The organism is Martinezella rhizogenes, assembly GCF_007002745.1.
In the GTDB taxonomy this organism is placed as follows: domain Bacteria; phylum Pseudomonadota; class Alphaproteobacteria; order Rhizobiales; family Rhizobiaceae; genus Agrobacterium; species Agrobacterium cucumeris.
In genome coordinates this window covers 541,130-564,529 of the sequence record NZ_SGNY01000002.1, presented here as the reverse complement: position 1 = coordinate 564,529, position 23,400 = coordinate 541,130, and the positions used below count along the sequence as shown (strand labels likewise).

Sequence of the window (23,400 nt, the reverse complement as noted above, 5' to 3'; positions counted from 1 at the left end):
CACTCCTTTCGCGAAAGGTTAGGCACGTGTCTTTTAATTCTTCGCCTGCTCCACGAGGGCCGCAATCACATCGCGCACCGACATGCCTTCGGCGCGGGCCGCAAAGGTCAGCGCCATGCGGTGTTCCAGCACCGGTTCGGCGAGCGCATGGACATCGTCCAGCGACGGGGCGAGCCGGCCTTCGTAAAGCGCACGGGCGCGGGCCGTCAGCATCAGCGACTGGCCGGCGCGCGGGCCCGGACCCCAGACAACGTGTTTGTCGGTCAATTTGTTGCCATGGCCGGGGCGGGCGGAGCGGACGAGCGAAAGGATCGCGTCCACGACCTTGTCGCTGACCGGCATCTGGCGGATGAGGGCCTGGATTTCCATCAGGCGCTCGGCACCGATCACGCCGCGTGCTTCGCCGGAGGCGGTGCCCGTCGTGTCGAGCAGGATCTGGCGTTCGGCGGCAAGCTCGGGATAACCGACATCGACCTGCAGCAGGAAACGGTCGAGCTGGGCTTCGGGCAGCGGATAGGTGCCTTCCTGTTCCAGCGGGTTCTGGGTGGCGAGAACGTGGAACGGCTTCGGCAGCTCATAGGTCTGGCCGGCCATGGTGATGTGATATTCCTGCATGGCCTGCAAAAGGGCGGACTGCGTGCGCGGGCTGGCGCGGTTGATTTCATCGGCCATCAGCAGCTGGCCGAAAATCGGACCCTTGATGAAACGGAAGGAACGGCGGCCGTTCTCGTCCTGATCCATGACTTCCGAACCGAGGATGTCCGAAGGCATCAGGTCCGGCGTGAACTGGATGCGGTTGGCATCGAGGCCAAGGACAGTGCCGAGCGTGGTGACGAGCTTGGTCTTGGCGAGGCCGGGAACGCCCACCAGCAGCGCATGGCCGCCGGACAAGATGGCGAGAAGCGTGTTCTGCACCACTTTTTCCTGGCCGAAAATGACCTTGGAGACCTCCGTGCGGATGGCCGCAATGTCGGAAAGCGCCTTTTCGGCCGAGGCGACGATGGCCTTTTCATCGAGGGTTTCGCCGGTATTCATCACGCCCATGTCGCTCTCCTCATACCTTCGCCGCTGTCACATTCGCATCCCGGTTTTGCTGGTTGCCAACCGGGGCGGATTTTGCGCTGCATCTAGCTTATTGCTCTCTTGGCCGCTGACAAGCGCCATTCGAATGACTATGTCGTGACTTAGTATTTCCTTATCGGCAAAGCGAGACTCGAATATGGCAGCGGAGACGATAAATTCGGCTGATGATGCGGCGGGGCTTGCGGCGATGATTTCCCGTGCCGCCGAACAGAGCGGCGATGCCAAGCGCGGGCCGGCCCCGGTGGAGCGCTGGAATCCGCCTTTTTGCGGTGATCTCGACATGGAAATCCGTGCTGACGGCACATGGTTCTACCTCGGGACGCCCATCGGACGGGCACCTCTGGTTCGGCTGTTTTCCACGGTTTTGCGCAAGGATGAGGATGGCAGGACCTACCTTGTAACTCCTGTGGAAAAAGTCGGCATCCGGGTGGTGGATGCACCCTTCGTCGCCGTGGAAATGACGGTGACTGCGGCCGGTGCGGATGGCGAATCCCTGCTGACCTTTCGCACCAATGTCGGCGACGTGGTGGAGGCGGGGCCGGAGCATCCGCTGCGCTTTGAAATTTTCGGTGAAAACCGCGAATTGAAACCCTATCTTCTGGTGCGCGGCCGGCTGGAGGCGCTCGTCTCACGGGCCGTGATGTATGATCTCGCGGCGCTCGGCGAGGTGATCGACGTGGATGGCGTCGACATGTTTGCGGTGCGCTCGGGCGGGGTGATCTTTCCGGTGATGCCCGCCAAGGAACTGGAACGGCTTTCGCAATGACGATGATGACGACGGGCCTCAAGGCTTTTACCGCCACCGATTTCCGCCGCCGGGTGCTGCAGGAAGGCGAGGGCGTGGCGGAGCGGGAAAATGGCGACCACGTGCTCAATCCGGGTGTGGTGCTGTCTGGCAACGGCATCCGGCTGAAGGATGCCGCAGTGCTGATACCGGTTATCGACGATGGCAACGATGCGCGGGTGATCTTCACCCAGCGCACCGCAACCCTGCGCCAGCATTCAGGCCAGATTTCCTTTCCCGGCGGCGGCATCGATGCCGAAGACCGCACGCCGGAAGAGGCGGCGCTGCGCGAGACGGAAGAGGAGATCGGCCTGTCGCGTTCTTTCGTGGAGACGGTTGGACGGCTGCCGGATTATATTTCCGGGACGGGTTTTCGCATCAAGCCGGTGCTGTCAGTCGTCCGCCCGGGCTTTGATTTAACGCTTAATCCCACTGAGGTGGATGAGGTTTTCGAGGTGCCGTTGTCCTTTTTGATGGACCCGGCCAATCACGGGCGTGGCAGCCGCATCTTTCAGGGGAAGGAGCGGTTTTTCTACGAAATGCCCTATGGCGAACGCTATATTTGGGGCATTACGGCGGGCATCGTGCGAACGATTTACGAGAGGTTTTATACATGAATAGCCTTGCCGGGCGGGACTGGTTTGAAAAACCGGCGCTGAAGCGCATCTTTACGCTTCTGAATGCCGATGGCGGCGAGGTGCGGATCGTCGGCGGCGCGGTGCGCAATGCGCTGATGGACCTGCCGGTCGTCGATGTCGATATGGCAACGACGCTTACTCCTGACGTGGTTGTTGAGCGGGCGAAGGCTGCGGGCATCAAGTCGGTGCCAACCGGCATCGAGCACGGCACGGTGACGCTGGTGATCGATGGCGAAGGCTTTGAAGTCACGACGTTGCGCCGCGATGTCGAGACCAATGGCCGCCATGCGCAGGTTGCATTCGGCACCGACTGGCAGACCGATGCCGAGCGGCGGGACCTCACCATCAACGCCCTTTACGCCAACGAAAAGGGCGAGATCATCGACCTCATCGATGGTCTTCCCGATGTGGAAACCCGCACTGTGCGCTTCATCGGCGATGCGGCGATGCGGATTGCGGAAGATTATCTTCGTATCCTGCGGTTTTTCCGGTTTTTCGCCCATTATGGCTCAGGTCGGCCCGATGCCGACGGTTTGCGTGCCAGCGCCCGGGCCAAGGACAAGCTTGGGACGCTTTCGGCCGAACGCGTCTGGAGCGAGACGAAAAAACTGCTTTCCGCCCGCGACCCATCCCGCGCCCTTTTGTGGATGCGGCAATCGGGCGTGCTGGCGGAAATTCTGCCCGAAACGGAAAAATGGGGCATCGACGCCATTCACGGCCTGGTGGCGACGGAGCAATCCCTTGGCTGGGCGGTTGACCCGATGCTGCGGCTTGCCGCCATCGTGCCGCCCGACAAGGACAGGTTGGCGGCCCTTGCTGCGCGGCTGAGGCTGTCCAAGGCTGAGGCGGGATATCTCGCCAATTGGGCTTCCGCCCCGGCGATCGACCCGGAAATGAAGGAGACGGCGCTTGACCGGCTGCTTTATCGCCAGGGTGTCGAAGGTGTGAGGACGCGGCTGAAGCTCGCGCTTGCCTCGGCCCGCGCCGACCTTTCGGCGGGAGATGCGGCGATGCAGAAAGTGGCGCGTCTTTCGACGTTGCTGACGAGAGCGGAAAAATTCAAAAAACCGGGATTTCCGTTGAGCGGTGCTGATGTGATGGCCGCCGGCGTCGAGGCTGGCCCGAAGGTTGGCGAGGTGCTGAAAAACCTCGAGGAAAAGTGGATCGACGTCAATTTTTCGCTCGACCGGGCAGCGCTGACCGCCCGGCTTAAAACCATGCTGGAGAATTGAGATCGCAGCGATGACGGCGGTTCGGCTTAAGCCGCATTTGCCTCGTCGCGGATGCGGGCCTTGATATTGTCGATCATGTTTTCGCGGATCGTGGTTTCGCCATGGGCCGAGCGCATATGTTCCACCGTGCGGCGGACAACTTCGGCGTCGTCATCGGCGCGTGTATGCCAGGCACAGCCGGGCACGAGCGTTCCACATTCAAACAGTCTCATTGGTTTTACCTCCCTGTTTCGAGTGAGGGACAGCATTGAAAGGACATGCTGTCCCTCTGCCAAGAAACGAACGGTTGCCGCTTATGTTCCAGAGCGACACCCTTCGACCCTGTTCGGGTCTCTATTCTGGCCCCTATTCCGGCATTGCCCAGCACTGGAAAACAGAGGATGTGCCGGCTGCCGGAATTTTTGTACGAGGCATTTCGTCATTGGCCGCCCGCCGTGCCGTCGTTTGTCCGGCAAGGGTGCGCTTTACCTGTTCGACATAAAAGGAATGCGGCAGTTCACGATCGCCCGTGGCACGCATTTCCGCTGCCAGGCGGTCGATCAGTTCGGGGGTATCGATGGATTGCGGTGCTGCCTCGGGGGCAGCAGAAATAGGCATGCTGTTCGAAGTAATCATGACGATAGCTCCTCCAGTACGTCTGCGGGAGGAGACTATCACTGCCTTGATTTTTCCATAAGTCCTAATTTGCGCTATTTGCGACAAATTGGCTGATGAGCGTCAAATTTGCGTGAGGTTTTTTAAGGCCAGCGCACTACCGGCGGCAGAGACGAGAGGATCGATTCGACATTGCCGCCGGTCTTCAGGCCGAAGATGGTGCCGCGGTCGTAAAGCAGGTTGAATTCCACGTAACGGCCGCGGCGGATAAGCTGCTCGTCGCGATCCTCTTCCGTCCAGTTCTGGTTGAAATTGGCGCGAACGATCTTCGGATAGACCAGATTGAAGGCGCGGCCGACATCCTGCACGAAGGCGAAATTGGCGTCCCAGCCGCCCTTTTCTTCTTCCGGGTGCAGCCAGTCGAAAAATATGCCGCCGATGCCTCGGGCTTCGTTGCGGTGCTTCAGGAAGAAGTAGTCATCGCACCAGCTTTTGTAGCGCGGATAATCGGCGACCGGGTGGCGTTTGCAAGTGATCTCGAAGGCGCGGTGGAACAGCTGGCTGTCCGCGTCCTCCTGCGTCCGTCTGCGGCCCAGCACGGGTGTCAGATCCGCACCGCCGCCGAACCAGTGGCTGGTGGTGACGACCATGCGGGTGTTCATGTGCACGGCCGGGACATTGGGGTTGACCGGATGGGCGATCAGCGAAATGCCCGAGGCCCAGAAGCGAGGGTCTTCTTCCGCACCCGGTATCTGCTGGCGGAATTCCGGCGAGAACTCGCCATAGACGGTGGAGGTGTGCACGCCGACCTTTTCGAAGACGCGGCCTTCCATCATCGACATCTTGCCGCCGCCGCCTTCGCCATTGTCGCGCAGCCAGTCCTTCTGCACGAAGCGGCCGGGCTCCTGATCCGCCAAGGGGCCGGTCAGGTCGTTTTCGAGCGTTTCGAAGGAGGTGACGATGGTGTCGCGCAGATGCTGGAACCACGCCTGGGCAACGGCCTTCTTGTCTTCGATGTCCTCGGGCAAGCCCTTCGGCAAGATTGGCCGTTCCATATCTCTTCTCTCCTGCGGTGAAGTCCGTTCCCTGCCGCGTCTAGCAGGTGTTTGCGCCGCGCACAAATTCGACTCGCCAAGGCGGCGTGCCGACACTATCTTTATCGATGTAGGTGCCAGAGGTGAATATCATGACGAAATTTGCCGGACCGCCCCTCGACGGGCTGAAGCGCAGGATTGCCAATCACCGCAGGGAACGCGAAAGCGCCGGCGGTGAACAGAAACGTGACGGCATGTTCGTGCGCCAGACCTTCTGTCTTGGGCGTGAGGAGGCCCGCGCCAAGGCGCGCGAATGGTTCGACAGCTTTCCCAAGGCCGCCTATTGGACGGAAGTGGAAAGCTGGCGGCAGCTGGAAGGCGATCGCATCGAATTCACCATGCGCAGGCTTCCCTCTGCCGATTGAGTTTCAGAGCGGTTTTGCGTTTCCGGGCGGAAAGCCGGGGACCACTTTTCCTCGCTCAGGCGCGCGGTTCGGCATAACGCAGGCGGCTTTCGATCAGCACGCCGCTTTCATCCAGAATGGGGTGGGCCACCGTTACGATATGAGCGTTGATGCGCTTCAGATCCCGCAGCATGTCGAGATGCAGCGAGCTGGTTTGCATGCTTTCCGCCAAGCCGTCCCGCAGCCGCTCCAGATGGCGGTTTGAAGATTGTTTTTCGAGGCGGCGTATATCCACCTTGCTCTCCATCAGCCGCCGGGCGAGATCGAAATCGCCGGTGACCAGAATGCTTTGAGCGGCCCGCAGGTTCTCGATGGTCATGTCGAACAGGGTCTTCAGCTCCTCATACCCGTCGTCGGAAAATTTGAAGCTGTTCAGCACCTTCTTGCGGATCTGCTCGCAGATGCCTTTTTCGATGATATCGCCGATATGTTCGAGATTGATCGCATAGTCGATGATGGCGATCGAACGGCGCGCTTCTTCGTCGGCAAGCCCCTTGCGCCCCAATTGCGAAAGATAGACCTTCACCTCCTGCTGACGGCGGTCGACCTTCTTTTCGAGCAGGGAAACTTCCTGAAGCGGTGCCAGATCATTGTGCTTGAAGGCGTTTTCGGCGCGGATCAGCATCCGTTCTATGCTGTCGCCGACGCTCAAAACCTCGCGGGTGGCGTTGGCAAGCGCGACGACCGGCATATCAAGCGCCTGCTGGTCGAGGAAATTCGGGCCGTCTTCAGCCTTCGGATCGCCCGGCACGAGTTTCGCCATCAGATCGGATATCAGGCCGGAGAAGGGCCAGGCCACCGCCGCCAGAATGACGTTGAAGATGAGATGCGCATCAACAGGCAATTTGGCCGGCGAAAGCGGCAATTGCTGCAAATACGTCGCACCGTAAGAGGCGAGCGGCATGGCGATGAGGCAGCCGATCGTGCGCACCACGAGGTTGCCGATGGTGATGCGCCGCGCGGAGGCGGGGCCCGAAAGTGTGGCGATGACCGGCGGAATGGCGCCACCGAGATTGGCGCCGAGAATGAGAACGATGATGAGCCCGGTGGACAGGGTGCCGGTGGCGGCCAGCGACAGGATCAGCACCACGACGGCGAGGCTGGAGGAGGAGACGAACGCCAGCACCGCGGAAAAGATCAGCGCGACGGGCCATGCACCATCCAGCAGGCCGATGAAGACGCCAAGCGCGGGGGAGGCGCGCATCGGTTCGGTGGCCCCGCTCAAAAGATGCAGCGACAGGAGCATGAGGCCGATGCCGATCACTGCCGTTCCGCCGCCCTGTCTGGCATTGGAACTGCCCTTCTTGAGAATGATGCCTGAAAGGATCAAAAGTGGTGACAGCCATTCCACGCCGGCTGCCACAATCCAGGCGGTAACGGCGGTGCCGACATTGGCGCCAAGCAGCACCACCTGGGCCATGCGCGGTTTGATGAGGTCACGTTCGGCGAAGGAGGCGACTGTGAGTGCCGTTGCCGTCGAGCTTTGAAGTGCGACGGTGGCGAAGAAGCCGGAAAGGAAGGAACGCGGGCCGTTCTGGGTGCCTGTGGCCAGCACGCTTCTGAGTTTCATGCCGAAGGCGCGGGTGACGCCGTCCTTGACCTGCGCCAAGCCGAAAAGCAGCAGCGCGACCGCGCCGAGAAGGTTGACGATGACAATGGTGGATTGCATTCTACGTCTCCTCACACCCGCCGGCGGATTGTTCCGGCGAGGGTGGTTTTTAATTGCCCGGCTAATCAGTATAGGAGCGTGAACGCGTCCGGTACAGGCCATGTTGCGACAGTTTCGCGATGAAACCGGTCAATTTTCATATTTGCCTGAAAAAATGGCTGCAAAGATGGCAGGTCAGGCCCATTCCGTCTGGCGCAGGACCTCGCCGGTGATCATCGCCGCCGACATGGCGACGTTGATGGAGCGTTGTCCGGGCACCATGGGGATGATGATTCGCTCGTCCGCCTTTTCATGCACATGGTCAGGCACGCCGGCACTTTCCCGGCCGAAGAGCAGGATATCATCGGTGCGGTAGCTGATATCAGTATACGGCAGGGCGGCCTTGGTGGAGGCGAGAACAAGGCGGCGGCCGGTGGTTGCACGCCATTCCTCGAAGCGATCCCAGCTGACATGGCGCGTCAGCGCCGCCGCGGCAATATAATCCATGCCCGCCCGTTTCAGATTGCGGTCGGAAATATCGAAGCCGGCCGGCTCGATGATATCGACGCCGAGGCCAAGGCAGGCGGCCAATCGCAGTATGGTGCCGGTATTGCCGGGAATATCAGGCTGATAAAGGGCTATTCTGATTTCAGGCATGGTTTTCTCATGGCGATTGGAGTGCCTGCCCGATTATCACGGGCGGCGGGCGGGCAACAGATGCGGCACAAAAAGTCCCTTTCCGGTGCCGTTGCCGGCCGGATATTCATTCGCGTGACACACAGGGCGGCTACCCATTCACCAGCACATCGTCAGGCCTGCCCGCAATATCGGACATGGCCGTTACGATATCTTTTCGAGCCGGATTTTCTGCACGCAACAACAGGAGGACGCCATGTCCGAACGGGTGAATTTTGTCCATCTGACTGATCTGCATATCGGCAATCCGCAGGTGCAGGATGATGATCTTTATTCCGAGACATCGGCCACGCTGTCCGCCACCCTTACGCAGATCAAGGCGCTGGTGCCGCCGCCGGAATTCATCGTTGTCAGCGGCGATCTGACCAACCGGGGCGATGCCGGCAGCTATGAAGAACTCAAGCGTCTGATGGCTGAGGCGGAACTGGATGTGCCGGTGCTTTTCGCGCTTGGCAATCATGATCGTCGCGACGGTTTTTATCCCGTCATGCTTGGCCGCCACGAAGATCTGGACGCACCCTACGACCATTCGCAGGTGATTTCGGATATCCACGTCATCGTCATGGATACCAGCGTTCCCGGCAAGGTCGGTGGCGCTTTCGAGCCCGGCCAGATCGAATGGCTCGAGGAGGAACTCGAAAACCATCCCGATCTGCCGAAGCTTCTGGTGATGCACCATGCGCCGGCGCTCGATTTCGACCGTCCCGACGCGGAGTGGGAATCCCTGTCCTTCGACGATACCGAGGCGCTGGACGAAGTGTTGTTTGAACACGACGTCATGGGCATTCTGGCGGGCCATATCCATTATGATCGCATGTCGCACTGGCAGGGTATTCCCGTTGTCGTCGGCATCGGCCAGCATTTCGCGACCGACCCGTTGTGGCTGCATGAGGGTGTGCGCATGCTGTCAGGTGCATCTTTCGCCATCGGCACGGTGCGGGATACCGGTCTGACCGTCACCTTCGCGCCGCAGCCCAGCGATCGCCGGGAACTCAAGCGTCATACGCAGGCCGGCATGGTTGAGCTCGTTACGGAATATGAGAGCGGGCAGGCGCAGGACGCAGCTGAATAAGACGACACAATCGGGTTGAGTGATGGGCGGAAACCTTTGCGGGTAAATCCGCCCATTTTGCTCTGTTCAACGCAATCGGGAGTTTTCTGGCGCATCCAGTATCTTTCCGACTGGTCATTGATTAATTTTTGCGCTACAAGGCCACATCTTCAACACCAGCTAGGGAGGTTCTCATGGATATTTACGTTCGCTTTCGCCTCCCGGCCCCAGTAGTGCCGCTGCTGGCTTAGGTGTTACTCCGCGGTTTGACCGCGTTTCCCATTTCTCGATTCGTCATGTGGCTGTTACGGCCATATCCAAAGACTTTTCCGTTCCGTCGTGAGCCATATTTGCGTTTGCTCACCTTTCGATGGGGCGATTGATTGCCGGAGCTTGGCCTATGTTTGGCTGGTTTGAAAAACGCCTCGATCCTTTTCCCTCTTCGACGCCGGATGTGCCGCCGAAGAAGCTGTTGCCGTTCCTGTGGCATTATGTGAAACCGGCCTGGCCGTGGCTGCTGCTGCTTGGCCTGATGTCCATGGGCATCGCCATTGCCGAAGCCATGCTCTACAAATTCCTCGGCAATATCGTCGACTGGCTTTCCACGGCCGATCGCGCGACGTTTTTTGCCGATGAGGGCTGGCATCTGATCGTCATGGCCGGACTGGTGCTCGTGGTGCTGCCGCTGATGGGCGCCGTCCACACCATGACGATGCACCAGACGCTTGCCGGCAATTTCGGCATGATCGCACGCTGGAAAATGCATCGTTTCCTGCTGCGTCACTCCATGAACTTTTTCGCCAATGAATTTGCGGGCCGGGTTTCGACCAAGGTGATGCAGACGGCGCTGGCGATCCGCGAAGTGGCGCTGAAGGTGATCGACGTCTTCGTTTACGCCATCAGCTTCGTTGTCTCGATGCTGTTCATGGTAGCGGCGGCCGACTGGCGGCTGGTCATCCCGCTTCTGGCATGGCTCGGCATCTATATGTGCATTCTTGCATATTTCGTGCCGAAACTCGGTCGGCTGGCGCAGGAGCAGGCGGATGCGCGCTCGATGATGACGGGACGGATCGTCGACAGCTACACCAATATCTCGACGATCAAACTGTTTTCCCATGCGGGCCGCGAGGAGAGATATGCGCGTGAGGGTATGAATGTGTTCCTTGGAACCGTTCACCGCCAGATGCGCAAGATTTCCGGCTTCAACATCCTGATCGACCTCAACAATGCCGTGGTACTGTTTTCCACGGCGGCGCTTGGTCTTTATTTCTGGATGCAGGGTTCGGTGACGGCCGGTTCGGTCGCCATCGCCATCAGCCTTGCCATGCGCGTCAACGGCATGTCGCAGTGGATCATGTGGGAAGTCACGTCGCTGTTCGAAAATATCGGCACGGTCTATGACGGCATGTCGATGATGACGAAACCGCACGATATCGTCGATGTCGCCAAGGCGCCGCAGCTTGCGGCACCACAGGGCGCCATCCGTTATGACAATGTCCGCTTCCACTATGGCAAGAACAAGGGCGTGATCGACGGGCTGACGCTCGACATCAAGCCGGGCGAGAAGGTTGGTCTCGTCGGCCGCTCGGGCGCCGGCAAGACGACGCTGATGAACCTGCTGCTGCGCTTCTATGATCTGGAAGCGGGCAGGATCACCATCGACGGGCAGGACATTTCCAAGGTGTCGCAGGACAGCCTGCGCGAACTGATCGGCGTGGTGACGCAGGATACGTCGCTGCTGCACCGGTCGATCCGCGACAACATCGCCTATGGCCATCCCGAGGCCACCGACGAGCAGGTAATCGCGGCGGCAAAGCGGGCAAACGCCTGGGATTTCATCGAAACGCTGGTCGACATGCATGGTCGCCAGGGTCTCGATGCCCAGGTGGGCGAACGCGGCGTGAAACTGTCAGGCGGCCAGCGCCAGCGTATCGCGATCGCCCGCGTCTTCCTCAAGAACGCACCGATCCTGGTGCTGGATGAGGCGACCTCGGCGCTCGACAGTGAAGTTGAGGCAGCTATCCAGGAGAACCTGTTCTCGCTGATGGAAGGCAAGACGGTGATTGCGATCGCCCACCGCCTTTCGACGCTGACGGAAATGGACCGGCTCATCATCCTCGACAAGGGCCAGATCGTCGAGGCGGGCAGCCATGCGGAGCTGGTGGCGATGGGCGGCATCTATGCCGATCTGTGGCGGCGCCAGTCCGGCGGTTTCATCGCCGACCACGAGGCGGAAGTTGCGGCGGAATGATGAAAGAGAAAGGGCGGGAAGCATGTTTTCCCGCCCTTATCGCTTATGATATGTGCGCCAAGCTCTCCTCCGTCATGCCGGCCTTGAGCCGGCATCCAGCCACGGCGCGTCTGCGCCGTGAGGAGTGAGTCTTTTGCGATCAAGGACTTGATCGCGCTGGACCCCGGATCTCGTCCGGGGTGACGGTGTGGGGATGCTGCCGATGCGCAAAATGTCGCTGGGTAGATTTGAGGGCGGGGGAACATTCTCCGCCCTTTTTCATTCTCGGAATGTTACCGAAATATAATCTCTTCCCCAACCCTCTGCGGCTGTTCCGGCGACGGGAATCCGCCTATATCCGGATGATGGTCATTACGCGCATCTTCGAGTTCTTCGAGAACTGGATTAGGCCCTTCGCCCGCAAGGACGACCTGCGGCCGCCTGAAAACACATTCGCTTTCATCTGGTTTTACATTTCGCAGGCCAAGGCGCCGTTTTTTGCGATGCTGGTGCTCGGCGGGCTGACGGCGGCCATCGAGGCGGCGCTGTTCTGGTTCGTCGGGCGGCTGGTGGATATTCTCTCGACCGTGAAGCCGGAAGAGGGCTGGGCTGGGTTGCTTTCCGCCCATGGCGGCGAACTGGTGGGCATGCTGGTGTTGATCGGCGTCGTGCGTTTCATCGTCACGATGATCACGGCACTGGTGGACCAGCAGATCATCACGCCCGGCTTTTACAATCTGGTGCGCTGGCAGTCCTACATGCATGTGGCGCGGCAATCGCTTTCCTTTTTCCAGAATGATTTTTCCGGCCGCATCGTCACCAAGGTCTGGTCGGGCGGTCAGGCGGCGGGCGATCTCGTCACCTCGCTGATGGAAAGCGTCTGGTTCGTCGGTATTTATTCCGTCTCGATGCTGTTTCTGATCGGTGGGCTGGACTGGCGGCTGGCGGTCGTCGTGCTTGTCTGGGTGCTGATCTTTTCGGCGCTGGCGCGCTATTTCGTGCCGCGCATCCGCTATCATTCGAAAGAGACGGCGGAAGCCGCTTCCATGCTTTCCGGCCGCATGGTGGATGCCTATAGCAATATCCAGACGCTGCGGCTGTTCGGGCGTGACGATGCGAATGACCGCTACATGCGGCAGGGTTTCGACATCTTCCAGAATGCCACCATGACCTTCACCCGGTTCATCACCGGCGTGCGTGCTTCCATGGCGTTGCTGTCGGGCGTGATGATCACCTCCATGGCGGCGCTGTGCATTGATCTGTGGCTGTCCGGCAGGATCAGTTCTGGCGCGGTGGCCTTCACGCTGGCGCTGGTGCTGCGCCTCAACTTCCTGCTCGGCCGCTTGATGACGCAGTTTAACGGCATCATGCGCAATTTCGGCACGGTGCAGAATGCCGCCGAGTTGATCTCGCAACCGATCGGCCTGGTTGACGCGCCGGATGCGGCGGTGCTGGAGGTCAAGAAACCGAGCGTTCGCTTCGACAATGTCAGTTTCCATTACGGGCGGGCGAATGGCGTCATCGACAATCTCAATCTGGAGATCCAGGCGGGCGAGAAAGTCGGCATCGTCGGACGCTCCGGCGCGGGCAAATCCACACTCGTCAATCTGCTCCTGCGGTTTTATGACGTTGAGAAAGGCCGTATCCTCATCGACGGGCAGGATATTGCCAAAGTGACCCAGGAATCGCTGCGCGCCCATATCGGCATGGTCACGCAGGATACCTCGCTGTTGCACCGCTCCATCCGCGACAACATCATGTTCGGCCGCATGGATGCCACCGAAGCGCAGTTGCGGGAAGCGACGCGCCGGGCCAAGGCGGATGATTTTATCGAGAGGCTGGAAGACCAGCGCGGCCGGACCGGTTTCGACGCCCATGTTGGCGAACGGGGCGTGAAACTCTCCGGCGGCCAGCGGCAGCGCATCGCCATCGCCCGTGTGATGCTGAAGGATGCGCCGATCCTCGTGCTCGACGAGGCGACCTCGGCGCTCGATTCGGAGGTGGAGGCGGCGATCCAGAGCAATCTGGATGAGTTGATGCAGGGCAAAACGGTGCTCGCCATCGCTCACCGACTATCGACGATCGCGGCGCTGGACCGGCTGATCGTAATGGATCAGGGTCGCATCGTCGAGCAGGGCAGCCATTCCGATCTGGTCTCCCAGGGCGGACTTTATTCGGAGCTTTGGGCACGGCAATCGGGTGGTTTTCTCGCTGCCGAGGAAGCGGCCCAATAAAGACGCGCGCTATTTTCCGATCATGAAATCCGCCATCAGTCCGTAATGATTGGAACCCAGACTGTCGGGCAGGCGGGTCGTCTTCATCAGTGTTGCCGGCGCGCGGGCGAAGATGTGGTCTATGGCGATGCCGAAGCGGCCGGCTTCCGTCGGCCAGGTGGCGGGTTCCCAGGTCGCTTTCTTCAGCTCGTTGGCGGAAAGGAAAGCGCGCATGTCGGGGGCGATGCTCGCCGAATTGAAGTCTCCCGCCAGAATGAGCGGGCCGGTGACGCGAAAGAGAATTTCGCTGACCTCATCCAGCTCATCGCGGTGATAATCGTCGAAATAGGGTTTGGTGATGTGCCCGGCGGCAAGCGTCAGTTCCGTGCCGTCGACATCGACGCTGGCGATTGCGAAACGGTCGCGGCGCAGATCGCTAAGGCTGTGGAAACGGCCTTCCAGCAACGGTCGCTTCGACAGGATCAAAAGGTCGCAGGTCGGTGTTCCCGAATAACAGCCAAGCCTGTGGGGATAGGTTTGCTGAAGCCGTGGCAGAGCCGATTGCAGCGCCGCCGCTTCGAACAGATAGACCGCATCCGCGCCTGATTCGAGAATGGTGTCGGCAATCGCATCCGCGTTGACGGCATTGTCCATCAGCACGTTGAAGGACAAAAGCCGGAAGGGCCTCGCATCCGGTGGCGGATTGGCGGATGTGGAGAATTCCATCAGCATGGCGATGGCGTGGATGGCAAGCGCCAGCGACCAGACCACGAGCAGGGCGGAAACCGCATCGCGCGTCACCCAAAAGACGAGGCACGACAACAGGATACAGACAATGGCGATGTGGAGCTGGAAACTTGTGACGAAGGCGAGAAGCCAGAAATCCGTAACATAACGCAGGCTGGCGATGAAAAGAACGGCAGCCACCACGGTGGAGACCATGCAAGCGAGCTTCGCCGTCATCCGAATCCCTGCTTTCCAAGCTCTCCCTGCGCGTCTCGTACCATGGGGCACAGGCGGGCACAATGTTGCCCGCCTGCCAAGGCTCGGGAAAAATGCGAAACAAATCGGCCCCCTCAGGCAGAATTACGGCAGCTTTGTGTGCTTTGCTCTTGCCAAGTCAGTCAATATTTTGCGATCAAACACAATGACGCGGTTTCTTTATGCCGCAGTTGTGTCCAGGACGATGGGACGGAGTTTGTCCTGGATCAAATCATAGCGGGAGGACTCATGCGATTTACGGCAAAAACAGCGCAGAGGATGGTGTAGCGGTGAGCGAGCACGTAACCAATCACGACGCCTCGGGTGAACCGACCCGTCGCGATTTTCTTTATCTAGTAACCGGAATGACGGGCGCCGTTGGCGCTGCTGCAGTCGCATGGCCTTTCATCGACCAGATGCGTCCCGATGCATCGACGCTGGCGCTCGCTTCCATCGAAGTGAATGTCGCGGCGGTCGAGCCGGGCATGTCGCTTACCGTGAAGTGGCGCGGCAAGCCGATTTTCATCCGCAACCGCACGGAAAAGGAAATCGATGAAGCCAAGGCGGTCGCTCTCGGCGATCTCAAGGATCCGGTGGCACGCAATGCCAATATCGCCGTCGACGCCCAGGCGACGGATATTGACCGTTCGGCCGGTGAGGGCAAGGAGAACTGGATAGTCATGATCGGTTCCTGCACCCATCTCGGTTGCGTTCCGCTCGGCCAGGCCGGCGATTTCGGCGGGTGGTTCTGTCCCTGCCATGGCTCGCACTACGATACGGCGGGCCGCATTCGTAAGGGTCCGGCGCCGCAGAACCTCGCCATCCCGACATTTGCATTCACATCCGATACCGTGATCAAGATCGGATAAGGGGACAGATATTCATGAGTGGCCATTCCAGTTATCAGCCGTCCACCGGCATCGAAAGGTGGATCGATTCGCGGCTTCCCTTGCCGCGCTTGATCTATGACAGCTTCGTTGCCTATCCTGTCCCGCGTAACCTGAACTACGCCTACACCTTCGGTGCGATGCTTTCCGTCATGCTGATCGTGCAGATCCTCACCGGCGTCGTGCTTGCCATGCATTATGCCGCTGAAACGACGGTTGCCTTCAATTCCGTCGAAAAGATCATGCGTGACGTCAACCACGGCTGGCTGCTGCGTTATATGCACGCCAACGGCGCGTCGTTCTTCTTCATCGCGGTCTATCTGCACATTGCCCGTGGTCTTTATTACGGGTCCTACAAGGCGCCGCGCGAAATCCTCTGGATCCTCGGCTGCGTGATCTATCTGCTGATGATGGCGACGGGCTTCATGGGCTACGTCCTTCCCTGGGGTCAGATGTCCTTCTGGGGTGCGACCGTCATCACCGGCTTCTTCACGGCTTTCCCGCTGATTGGTGAATGGATCCAGCAGTTCCTGCTCGGCGGCTTTGCGGTCGACAATCCGACACTCAACCGCTTCTTTGCGCTGCATTACCTGCTGCCCTTCATGATCGCGGGTGTCGTCATCCTGCATATCTGGGCGCTGCATGTGACCGGCCAGACCAACCCGACCGGCGTGGAAGTGAAGAGCAAGACCGATACGGTCCCCTTCACGCCCTATGCGACGTTGAAGGATGCGCTCGGCGTTTCGGTGTTCCTCATCGCCTATGCCTGGTTCATCTTCTACATGCCGAACTTCCTCGGCCACCCTGATAACTACATCATGGCGGATCCGCTGAAGACGCCGGCGCATATCGTGCCGGAATGGTATTACCTGCCGTTCTACGCGATGCTGCGCGCCATCACCTTCAATATCGGGCCGATCGATTCCAAGCTCGGTGGCGTTCTCGTGATGTTCGGCGCGATCATCGTGCTGTTCTTCCTGCCCTGGCTCGATACGTCGAAGGTTCGCTCCGCAGTCTATCGTCCGTGGTACAAATTGTTCTTCTGGATTTTCGTGGTCAACGCCATCCTGCTCGGCTGGCTGGGTTCACGTCCTGCGGAAGGCCTCTATGTCGTCATGTCGCAGATCGGCACGCTGTACTATTTCGGGTTCTTCCTCGTCATCATGCCGATCCTCGGTCTGGTCGAAACGCCGCGGCGTATTCCGAATTCCATTACCGAGGCCGTTCTTGAAAAGAACGCCGCCAAGAAGGGTGCCGCGCCAGCGGCCGCCCAGATCTGAGCGCGAAGGAAGGATGACGACAATGAAGACGCTTCTCACGAGCATCGCGCTCATCGCCGCCATTGGCTGTTCCTCCGCCGCATTCGCGGCCGAGGAGAGCCATGACCTTGCCACCAAGACCGAACATGCGGTTGCCGGCGGTCACTTCCCGGTCATCAAGCCCGAGGAGCAGAGCTGGTCCTTTGCCGGACCTTTCGGCAAATACGACAAAGGCCAGCTGCAGCGTGGTCTCAAGGTCTATAAGGAAGTCTGCTCCGCCTGCCATTCGATGAGCCTTGTTTCCTTCCGCACGCTGGGAGATCTCGGTTATTCGGAAGATCAGGTGAAGGCTTTCGCTGCCGAATATGAAGTGCAGGACGGCCCGAACGCCGATGGCGAAATGTATAGCCGCAAGGCCGTACCTTCCGATCACTTCCCTTCGCCGTTCCCGAACCACGAGGCGGCAGCCGCCGCCAATGGCGGGGCCGCACCGCCTGATATGTCGCTGCTTGCCAAGGCGCGTGGTGTTGAACGCGGGTTCCCGCAATTCATCATCGACATGATCCCGATCATCGGCGGTTACCAGGAAGGCGGCCCGGATTATATCCATGCGCTGCTGACCGGATATCAGGATGCGCCGGCCGGTGTTGAAGTGTCGGAAGGCACGCATTTCAACCCGTATTTCGTCAGCGCCGTGGCGCTGAAGATGGCGCCGCCGATCAGCGCCGATCAGGTGACCTATGATGACGGTGCACCGCAGACGGTGGATCAATATTCCAAGGACGTCTCTGCCTTCCTGATGTGGGCTGCGGAGCCGCATCTGGAACAGCGCAAGCGCACCGGTTTCATGGTCATGGTGTTCCTGTTCATCTTCACGGCACTGATCTATCTGACCAAGAAATCGATCTACGCCAACAAGGAGCATTGAGCCGGTTTCAAGCGGCTGCAATCAACGGCCCCCACGGTTTCCGTGGGGGCTTTTTTGTGGCCTGTCGAACAAGGGAGCGTTGTCTGATCGCAGCTCACGCGACCCGAAAGTTGAGGTTCAGTACCAACGGAGGAGGGCTGACGGTCGCGGTCCTTTTTTGTTGGTCCGCCGCCATCAAGTTGATAGGGTGGCCTGAACCTTCTGATCATTCCCATACTAAATGGAAATACCATGACCGTTATCGCTTCGGAGCTTTCCGCTGCCATCCGCTCCATTCCCGACTATCCGAAGCCGGGCATCATCTTTCGGGACATCACCACATTGCTCGGCAATCCGCGGGCTTTCCGCCGGGCGGTGGACGAGCTTGTACAGCCCTATGCGGGAACGAAGATCGACAAGATCGCCGGCATGGAAGCCCGCGGCTTCATTCTGGGCGGGGCGGTGGCGCATCAGCTCTCGGCCGGCTTCGTGCCGATCCGCAAGAAGGGCAAGCTGCCACACACCACGGTGCGGGTAGCCTACAGCCTGGAATATGGCGTGGACGAAATGGAGATGCATGTGGATGCCGTGCAGCCCGGCGAGAAGGTCATTCTGGTCGACGATCTGATTGCGACCGGCGGCACTGCCGAAGGCGCGGTCAAGCTTTTGCGGCAGATGGGCGCGGATATCGTTTCCGCCTGTTTCGTCATTGATCTGCCCGATCTCGGTGGTCGCAAGAAGCTGGAAGACCTTGGCGTCGAGGTACGGACGCTGGTGGAGTTTTCCGGCCATTGAGGCAGAAATAACGGTCAGGGCTGCTGCAGCAGCCCGCTCGTTCTGCCGGTTTTTCGCAAGGCAATCCATGTCCAGTGAACGCCCAGAGCGCGGTTCCCGGCCTGAATGGAACCCACCTCCGCTTCCCGGATTAACGTGAAGCCAAGACGGGCGGCCTCGTTTATGGTTTCCGCCGGGGAAATGGCAAAGGCGCGGCGGCCCTCGGGTGCCGGACCATGACGCAGTGACATGATCAGAAATCCGCCTGTCGCCGTCATCGCCGAGAGGCTTTCCATCGCAGCGCGCCTTGCATCATGATGGATGTGGTGCCAGACGCCGCACAGGGCAACCAGATCGAAGGTGCCATAGCAGCGAGCCCTTGTCAGCGCGGGCAAGGTGTCATCCAGCCACGTTATTTTCTCCGATGAATGTAATTGCATGCCGGGTTCACGGAGCTCTCCGACCGGCTCGACGGCGAGAACCTCATGGCCCTGCGCGGCAAACCATGCGGCGTCGCGGCCGGTGCCGCTGCCAATATCTGCGATCCGGGAGGGTGCCGTCGGCAGCAGGTCGATGACGGGTGCGTAAACTGCTCCGCAGTCGAGATTTTCGAACCTGGAAATCAGGTCGGGCGTTGCTGCCTCGGCATAACCCTTGAGAATATCATCCATATTTACCGGCCCGCCGCGATTCCTGCTGAAGGGTATCGCGGCGGCGTGATATGGGCCAGTGCCTATTCGAACTCCAGAACCCCGCTGCGGAAGGTCAGCACCGTTTCTCCCGACTGGTTCACGCCTTCGTTGAAGGTGGTGTTGAGCCAGACGCCGGCGCGGGATTCCAGCGGGCGGGTATCGAGCAGGGTGACGAAATAGGTCACATCATCACCGGCAAACACCGGCTTCTTCCATTTGAGCTCTCGAAACCCCGGTGAGGGGCCGAGCCGCGGTGGCTCAATGCCCTGCTGTTTCAGCCTTTTGACCTCTTTTGCCCAATGGGACAGGAAACACTTCATCCAGCCCGCGCCCGTGTGCCAGCCGGAAGCGCAGAGACCGCCGAAAACGCTGTTTCTGGCGGCCTCGGCATCGAGGTGGAACGGCTGCGGATCAAAATCGCGGGCGAAACGAATGATGTCTTCGGCGGAAAAATGCAGCGTGTCGAGGGTGACGCGCTCGCCGATGGGGGATAATTCTGCCAGTCTCATGCTGCAAGGCCTCCGTCTGCCCGCATCAGGAACATTACGGTGTTTTCGCCCTGCGCGACCAGAATGCCACGCTGATTGTAAAGCTCATGGCGGAATTTCACGAGGCCGATGCCAGCGCGCGAGGCGGAAGGGCGCTGTTCCAGAACGATGGATTTTCCCGAAAGCGTATCTCCGGCCAGAACCGGCTTTTTCCAGTCGACGTAATCGATGCCGGGGCTGCCTTGCGAGGTTGAACCGGCAATATAGCTGTCTGCCATCATCCGCATCAGCAGGCTGCAGGTGTGCCAGCCTGATGCCGCCAGCCCGCCGAGAATGCTCTGGCGGCCGGCTTCTTCGGAAAGATGCATGGGTTGCGGGTCGAATTCGCTGGCGAAAGCAATGATCTGCTCCGCGGAAATCGATTGCGGTCCGAGGGGAAATTCCCGTCCAACGGAAAAATCCTCATAGGTGTAAATCGCGACCGGCGTCATGGCGTCCTCCCTTCGCACAGTCAAAGTCGGCGCATCTAAGATGATTTTTCCCTTTACGTAAAGGTCAAATCGAAGGTGTGATGCGAGGGAGGGATGGCGAGCGGGTAAGGCCCGTTTCTTCTCCCCGCCGGGGAGAAGGTCGCGGCAGCGGGATGAGGGGGCGAGGGTAGAGATATGCGGAGAGGTTATCCCTCATCCGACCCTTCGGGCCACCTTCTCCCCGGACGGGGAGAAGACACAAGCGGTATGTCCGCCCCACCTAGCGCTTCAGAGGAAGCAAGCCCCGTCCAAACCAGATCAGGTGTTGAAGCGGAAGTGGATGACGTCGCCATCCTGAACGACATATTCCTTGCCTTCGTCGCGTCCCTTGCCGGCTTCCTTGGCGCCCACTTCGCCCTTATAGGCGATGTAGTCGTCAAAGCCGATGGTGAAGGCGCGGATGAAGCCGCGTTCGAAATCGGTGTGGATGACGCCGGCGGCGGCGGGGGCTTTGGTGCCGCGCACGATCGTCCAGGCGCGTGTTTCCTTCGGGCCAACGGTGAAATAGGTGATGAGGTCGAGCAGGTGATAGCCGGCGCGGATTAGGCGGTCGAGGCCGGCCTCGTTAAGACCGAGCGCCGAGAGGAATTCCTCGGCTTCATCAGCCGGAAGCTGTGCAACTTCGGCTTCGATCGCCGCCGAGATGATCACGCATTCGGCGCCCTGCTGCTTTGCCATCACTGCGACGGCCTCGGTATGCTCGTTGCCGGAGGATGCATCGGCTTCCGAGACGTTGCAGACATAAAGCACCGGGTGCGACGTCAGAAGGTTGAGGCCCTTGAGGATTTCGATCTCCTCGGCTGCCAGCGTCTTCAACAGCAGGCGTGCCGGCTTTCCGTCGTTGAGTAGCGTGATGACGGCTTCCATGACGGGCAGTTGGGCGAGGGATTCCTTGTCCTTGCTGCTGGCGCGCTTGCGGGTCTGCTCGACGCGGCGTTCCAGGCTTTCGAGGTCGGCGAGCATCAGCTCGGTCTCGATTGTTTCGGCATCGCCGACCGGGTTGATGCGGCCTTCCACATGGGTGATATCGTCGTCTTCAAAGCAACGCAGCACGTGCACGACGGCATCGACTTCGCGGATATTGGCGAGGAACTTGTTGCCGAGGCCTTCACCCTTCGATGCGCCACGCACCAAACCGGCAATGTCCACGAAGGAGATGCGGGTCGGAATGATTTCCTTCGAACCGGCGATGGCGGCAAGCTGCTGCATACGCGGATCGGGCACCGCAACCTCGCCGGTGTTCGGCTCGATGGTGCAGAAAGGATAGTTGGCGGCCTGTGCGGCGGCCGTTTTCGTCAGCGCGTTGAAGAGGGTGGACTTGCCGACATTCGGCAGCCCGACGATACCGCATTTGAAGCCCATGGCTTGAAACCTGTCCGTTTGAAAGAATTCGTTGAGGAGCCTTTTGCGGAAAGGGCAGGGCAAGGTCAAGCCCGCGGGCCGATTTGGGCTGGCAAAGCCCTGCGAAAGGTGCCGATTTCCGGGCAGGCTTGCCGATAGCGCGGTTGCGGCGCAATATAAGCGGGTCCAAAGCGCGATCTTTCGCCATCCAGCGGGATTTTCCCCCTGAACCACGATGATGAACCACCATGACGAGCGACAATCATGAGTGACAGTCCTGTCGACCTCAAACCGAAACCGAAAGTCAAACCGAAGCTGGAGCGGCCGAAGCTCTACAAGGTCATGCTGCTGAATGATGACTATACGCCGCGCGAATTTGTCACCGTGGTGCTGAAGGCCGTCTTTCGCATGAGCGAGGAGACCGGCCACCGGGTGATGATGACGGCGCATCGCTTCGGCAGTGCGGTGGTTGTTGTCTGTGAGCGCGACATCGCCGAGACCAAGGCCAAGGAGGCGACCGATCTCGGCAAGGAGGCCGGTTTTCCGCTGATGTTCACCACCGAGCCGGAAGAGTGAGCGTATTTTGTCTTACGCATTTTCCGGACGTAAAACCGCTACGCACCTTTACTGGAAATTCTCGCTCCGGATCTGAAAGCCGGTCTTGTTCTGCACAAAACCGCAGCTTTCGTAAAAGGCATGAACCGCGGGGTCGTCACGGCCCGTCAGCAGCATGACCTTGTAACAGTTTGCGGCAAAAGCGGCCTTGATGGTATGGCGCACGACCTCGCGGCCATATCCCCGGCCGCGCAGGGCTTCCAGCGTCACGACATTTTCGATGAGCGCATAGGGGCGGGCGGCGCGCGTCAGGTTTGGAACAACCAGAAGCGTGGCGGTCGCAACCGGCTTTCCGTCATGCATTGCCAAAAACACGGTCAGGCCAGGTTGCTCAAGCATGGCGGCGAAGGGCGCGCCAGCCTCCTGCACCGTCAACGCGGGGTCGGATGGATTGAGCGCCTGGTAAAGTTCAAGCAGGCCAGGCAGATCGCCGGGACCGGCTTTGCGCAGGGCAAGGGTCTCTGAAGGCATTCGAGTTAGTCTTTCTTGCCGAACATTCGCTTCAGCATTTCTGCCATCGGCCCGGTTTCCGGCAGTTTTTTCGGCTGGGCGCTGTTGCGCGCCTGATGGATGTGGGACTGCCCGGCGGGTTTGGCCGCCTTCACCGGTTTTTCGGCCTCCGGCTTGCTGCCTGTGGCCAGCGCCAGCTTGTTCATCAGCTGCGAATCCTCACCCTTCACCAGCATGGCGGCGTTGTCGGCAATGGCGTCCAGCAGCGGATCGAGCCAGACCCGGTCGGCCTTGGCGAAATCGCCGAGTACGTGGCCGTGCACCCGCTCCTTGTCGCCGGGGTGGCCAATGCCGAGGCGCAGGCGACGGTATTCCTTGCCACAATGGGCATCGAGCGATTTCAGGCCATTATGGCCGCCATGACCGCCGCCCGTCTTGATGCGGGTGCGGCCGGCAAGAAGATCGAGTTCGTCATGGATGGCGATGATGTCGCCGGGCGAGAGCTTGAAGAAGCGCATGGCTTCGCCGACGGATTCGCCCGAAAGGTTCATATAGGTCAGCGGTTTCATCAGCAGAACTTTCTCGCCGGCGATTTCACCTTCGGAAATCTCCGCCTTGAACTTTCGCGCCCAGGGCGAAAATGAGGGCAGGCGCTGCAGCGCGTCGACGGCCATGAAACCGATATTGTGGCGGTTTCCCGCATATTGTGCGCCGGGATTACCAAGTCCTGCGATGATCTTCATGGGGGCATGTCCGCGTTTTACCTGATGATGCTGTTGTCACCACCCCGAAATGCGCCGACTGTCAAT

25 protein-coding genes are annotated in these 23,400 nt (G+C 59.8%); 12 read left to right on the top strand and 13 right to left on the bottom strand.

Annotated features, from left to right (window positions below; translation table 11 throughout):
- Nucleotides 1-33: 33 nt before the first annotated feature.
- Nucleotides 34-1,044, bottom strand: coding sequence for an AAA family ATPase (locus EXN68_RS08375; protein ID WP_065113889.1), 1,011 nt, complete (start codon nt 1,042-1,044; stop codon nt 34-36).
- A 175-nt stretch (nt 1,045-1,219) separates the two neighbouring features.
- Here EXN68_RS08375 and EXN68_RS08370 point away from each other — a divergent pair, with 175 nt between their 5' ends.
- Genes EXN68_RS08370 through EXN68_RS08360 form a run of 3 tightly spaced genes read left to right on the top strand, consistent with a single transcriptional unit; the run spans nt 1,220 to nt 3,737 of the window.
- Complete coding sequence (locus EXN68_RS08370) at nt 1,220-1,849, top strand: DUF1285 domain-containing protein (protein WP_142840389.1); 630 nt, start codon at nt 1,220-1,222, stop codon at nt 1,847-1,849.
- Nucleotides 1,846-2,484 carry an NUDIX hydrolase gene (locus EXN68_RS08365; protein ID WP_080816253.1) on the top strand — a complete coding sequence of 213 codons (639 nt, stop codon included), beginning with the start codon at nt 1,846-1,848 and terminating at the stop codon, nt 2,482-2,484. Before EXN68_RS08370 ends, EXN68_RS08365 begins: the two co-directional genes overlap by 4 nt.
- On the top strand, nt 2,481-3,737 hold the full coding sequence (locus EXN68_RS08360; protein WP_142840388.1) for a CCA tRNA nucleotidyltransferase: 1,257 nt from the start codon (nt 2,481-2,483) through the stop codon (nt 3,735-3,737). Before EXN68_RS08365 ends, EXN68_RS08360 begins: the two co-directional genes overlap by 4 nt.
- A gap of 26 nt (nt 3,738-3,763) precedes the next feature.
- On the opposite strand, the gene EXN68_RS08355 is transcribed toward EXN68_RS08360, so the two are convergent.
- The 3 genes from EXN68_RS08355 to hemF form a co-directional block, all read right to left on the bottom strand.
- Nucleotides 3,764-3,949 (bottom strand): DUF1059 domain-containing protein, encoded by a 186-nt coding sequence (locus tag EXN68_RS08355; RefSeq protein WP_046797940.1) that lies wholly within the window; start codon nt 3,947-3,949, stop codon nt 3,764-3,766.
- A 133-nt stretch (nt 3,950-4,082) separates the two neighbouring features.
- Entirely contained in the window at nt 4,083-4,352 is a 270-nt protein-coding gene (locus EXN68_RS08350; RefSeq protein ID WP_142840387.1) for a hypothetical protein, read from the bottom strand.
- A 122-nt stretch (nt 4,353-4,474) separates the two neighbouring features.
- Nucleotides 4,475-5,386 (bottom strand): oxygen-dependent coproporphyrinogen oxidase, encoded by a 912-nt coding sequence (hemF, locus tag EXN68_RS08345; RefSeq protein ID WP_142840386.1) that lies wholly within the window; start codon nt 5,384-5,386, stop codon nt 4,475-4,477.
- Nucleotides 5,387-5,517: 131 nt separating this feature from the next.
- On the opposite strand from hemF, the gene EXN68_RS08340 reads away from it, so the two are divergent.
- On the top strand, nt 5,518-5,790 hold the full coding sequence (locus tag EXN68_RS08340) for a hypothetical protein (protein WP_142840385.1): 273 nt from the start codon (nt 5,518-5,520) through the stop codon (nt 5,788-5,790).
- A 55-nt stretch (nt 5,791-5,845) separates the two neighbouring features.
- Here EXN68_RS08340 and EXN68_RS08335 read toward each other — a convergent pair whose 3' ends face one another.
- Nucleotides 5,846-7,498, bottom strand: a complete 1,653-nt coding sequence (locus tag EXN68_RS08335; RefSeq protein WP_142840384.1) for a Na/Pi cotransporter family protein — start codon at nt 7,496-7,498, stop codon at nt 5,846-5,848.
- Between the two features lie 174 nt (nt 7,499-7,672).
- The gene (locus tag EXN68_RS08330) at nt 7,673-8,134 is read right to left on the bottom strand and encodes a tRNA (cytidine(34)-2'-O)-methyltransferase (protein WP_142840383.1); all 462 of its coding nucleotides are present in this window, start codon (nt 8,132-8,134) and stop codon (nt 7,673-7,675) included.
- Nucleotides 8,135-8,369: 235 nt separating this feature from the next.
- Here EXN68_RS08330 and EXN68_RS08325 point away from each other — a divergent pair, with 235 nt between their 5' ends.
- The 3 genes from EXN68_RS08325 (at nt 8,370) to EXN68_RS08315 (ending at nt 13,688) form a co-directional block, all read left to right on the top strand.
- On the top strand, nt 8,370-9,245 hold the full coding sequence (locus tag EXN68_RS08325; RefSeq protein ID WP_142840382.1) for a phosphodiesterase: 876 nt from the start codon (nt 8,370-8,372) through the stop codon (nt 9,243-9,245).
- 379 nt (nt 9,246-9,624) lie between these two features.
- On the top strand, nt 9,625-11,475 hold the full coding sequence (locus EXN68_RS08320) for an ABC transporter ATP-binding protein (protein ID WP_142840381.1): 1,851 nt from the start codon (nt 9,625-9,627) through the stop codon (nt 11,473-11,475).
- Between the two features lie 344 nt (nt 11,476-11,819).
- Complete coding sequence (locus tag EXN68_RS08315; protein WP_142840684.1) at nt 11,820-13,688, top strand: ABC transporter ATP-binding protein; 1,869 nt, start codon at nt 11,820-11,822, stop codon at nt 13,686-13,688.
- A gap of 9 nt (nt 13,689-13,697) precedes the next feature.
- Here the strand turns inward: EXN68_RS08315 and EXN68_RS08310 are convergent, their stop codons facing one another.
- On the bottom strand, nt 13,698-14,630 hold the full coding sequence (locus tag EXN68_RS08310; protein WP_142840380.1) for an endonuclease/exonuclease/phosphatase family protein: 933 nt from the start codon (nt 14,628-14,630) through the stop codon (nt 13,698-13,700).
- Between the two features lie 308 nt (nt 14,631-14,938).
- Between EXN68_RS08310 and petA the strand changes: the two genes are divergently transcribed.
- From petA to EXN68_RS08290, 4 genes are all read left to right on the top strand, one after another.
- A complete protein-coding gene (gene petA, locus EXN68_RS08305; RefSeq protein WP_142840379.1) occupies nt 14,939-15,517 on the top strand; it encodes a ubiquinol-cytochrome c reductase iron-sulfur subunit in 579 nt (192 codons plus the stop codon).
- A 14-nt stretch (nt 15,518-15,531) separates the two neighbouring features.
- On the top strand, nt 15,532-16,815 hold the full coding sequence (locus tag EXN68_RS08300) for a cytochrome b (RefSeq protein ID WP_137084964.1): 1,284 nt from the start codon (nt 15,532-15,534) through the stop codon (nt 16,813-16,815).
- Nucleotides 16,816-16,837: 22 nt separating this feature from the next.
- Nucleotides 16,838-17,722 (top strand): cytochrome c1, encoded by an 885-nt coding sequence (locus tag EXN68_RS08295; protein WP_142840378.1) that lies wholly within the window; start codon nt 16,838-16,840, stop codon nt 17,720-17,722.
- 231 nt (nt 17,723-17,953) lie between these two features.
- Nucleotides 17,954-18,496, top strand: coding sequence for an adenine phosphoribosyltransferase (locus tag EXN68_RS08290; protein WP_045019026.1), 543 nt, complete (start codon nt 17,954-17,956; stop codon nt 18,494-18,496).
- A gap of 14 nt (nt 18,497-18,510) precedes the next feature.
- Here EXN68_RS08290 and EXN68_RS08285 read toward each other — a convergent pair whose 3' ends face one another.
- The 4 genes from EXN68_RS08285 to ychF all read right to left on the bottom strand — a co-directional run bounded on the left by EXN68_RS08285 (nt 18,511) and on the right by ychF (nt 21,547).
- Nucleotides 18,511-19,146, bottom strand: a complete 636-nt coding sequence (locus EXN68_RS08285; RefSeq protein WP_142840377.1) for a class I SAM-dependent methyltransferase — start codon at nt 19,144-19,146, stop codon at nt 18,511-18,513.
- A 62-nt stretch (nt 19,147-19,208) separates the two neighbouring features.
- Nucleotides 19,209-19,676, bottom strand: coding sequence for a MaoC family dehydratase (locus EXN68_RS08280; RefSeq protein WP_142840376.1), 468 nt, complete (start codon nt 19,674-19,676; stop codon nt 19,209-19,211).
- Nucleotides 19,673-20,146, bottom strand: coding sequence for a MaoC family dehydratase (locus EXN68_RS08275; RefSeq protein WP_142840375.1), 474 nt, complete (start codon nt 20,144-20,146; stop codon nt 19,673-19,675). Before EXN68_RS08275 ends, EXN68_RS08280 begins: the two co-directional genes overlap by 4 nt.
- 297 nt (nt 20,147-20,443) lie before the next feature.
- Entirely contained in the window at nt 20,444-21,547 is a 1,104-nt protein-coding gene (ychF, locus tag EXN68_RS08270) for a redox-regulated ATPase YchF (RefSeq protein WP_142840374.1), read from the bottom strand.
- A 243-nt stretch (nt 21,548-21,790) separates the two neighbouring features.
- On the opposite strand from ychF, the gene clpS reads away from it, so the two are divergent.
- Nucleotides 21,791-22,102, top strand: coding sequence for an ATP-dependent Clp protease adapter ClpS (gene clpS, locus EXN68_RS08265; protein ID WP_046797956.1), 312 nt, complete (start codon nt 21,791-21,793; stop codon nt 22,100-22,102).
- A 48-nt stretch (nt 22,103-22,150) separates the two neighbouring features.
- Here the strand turns inward: clpS and EXN68_RS08260 are convergent, their stop codons facing one another.
- A complete protein-coding gene (locus tag EXN68_RS08260) occupies nt 22,151-22,612 on the bottom strand; it encodes a GNAT family N-acetyltransferase (RefSeq protein WP_142840373.1) in 462 nt (153 codons plus the stop codon).
- A gap of 5 nt (nt 22,613-22,617) precedes the next feature.
- Entirely contained in the window at nt 22,618-23,334 is a 717-nt protein-coding gene (gene pth / locus EXN68_RS08255; RefSeq protein WP_142840372.1) for an aminoacyl-tRNA hydrolase, read from the bottom strand.
- Nucleotides 23,335-23,400: the final 66 nt, after the last annotated feature.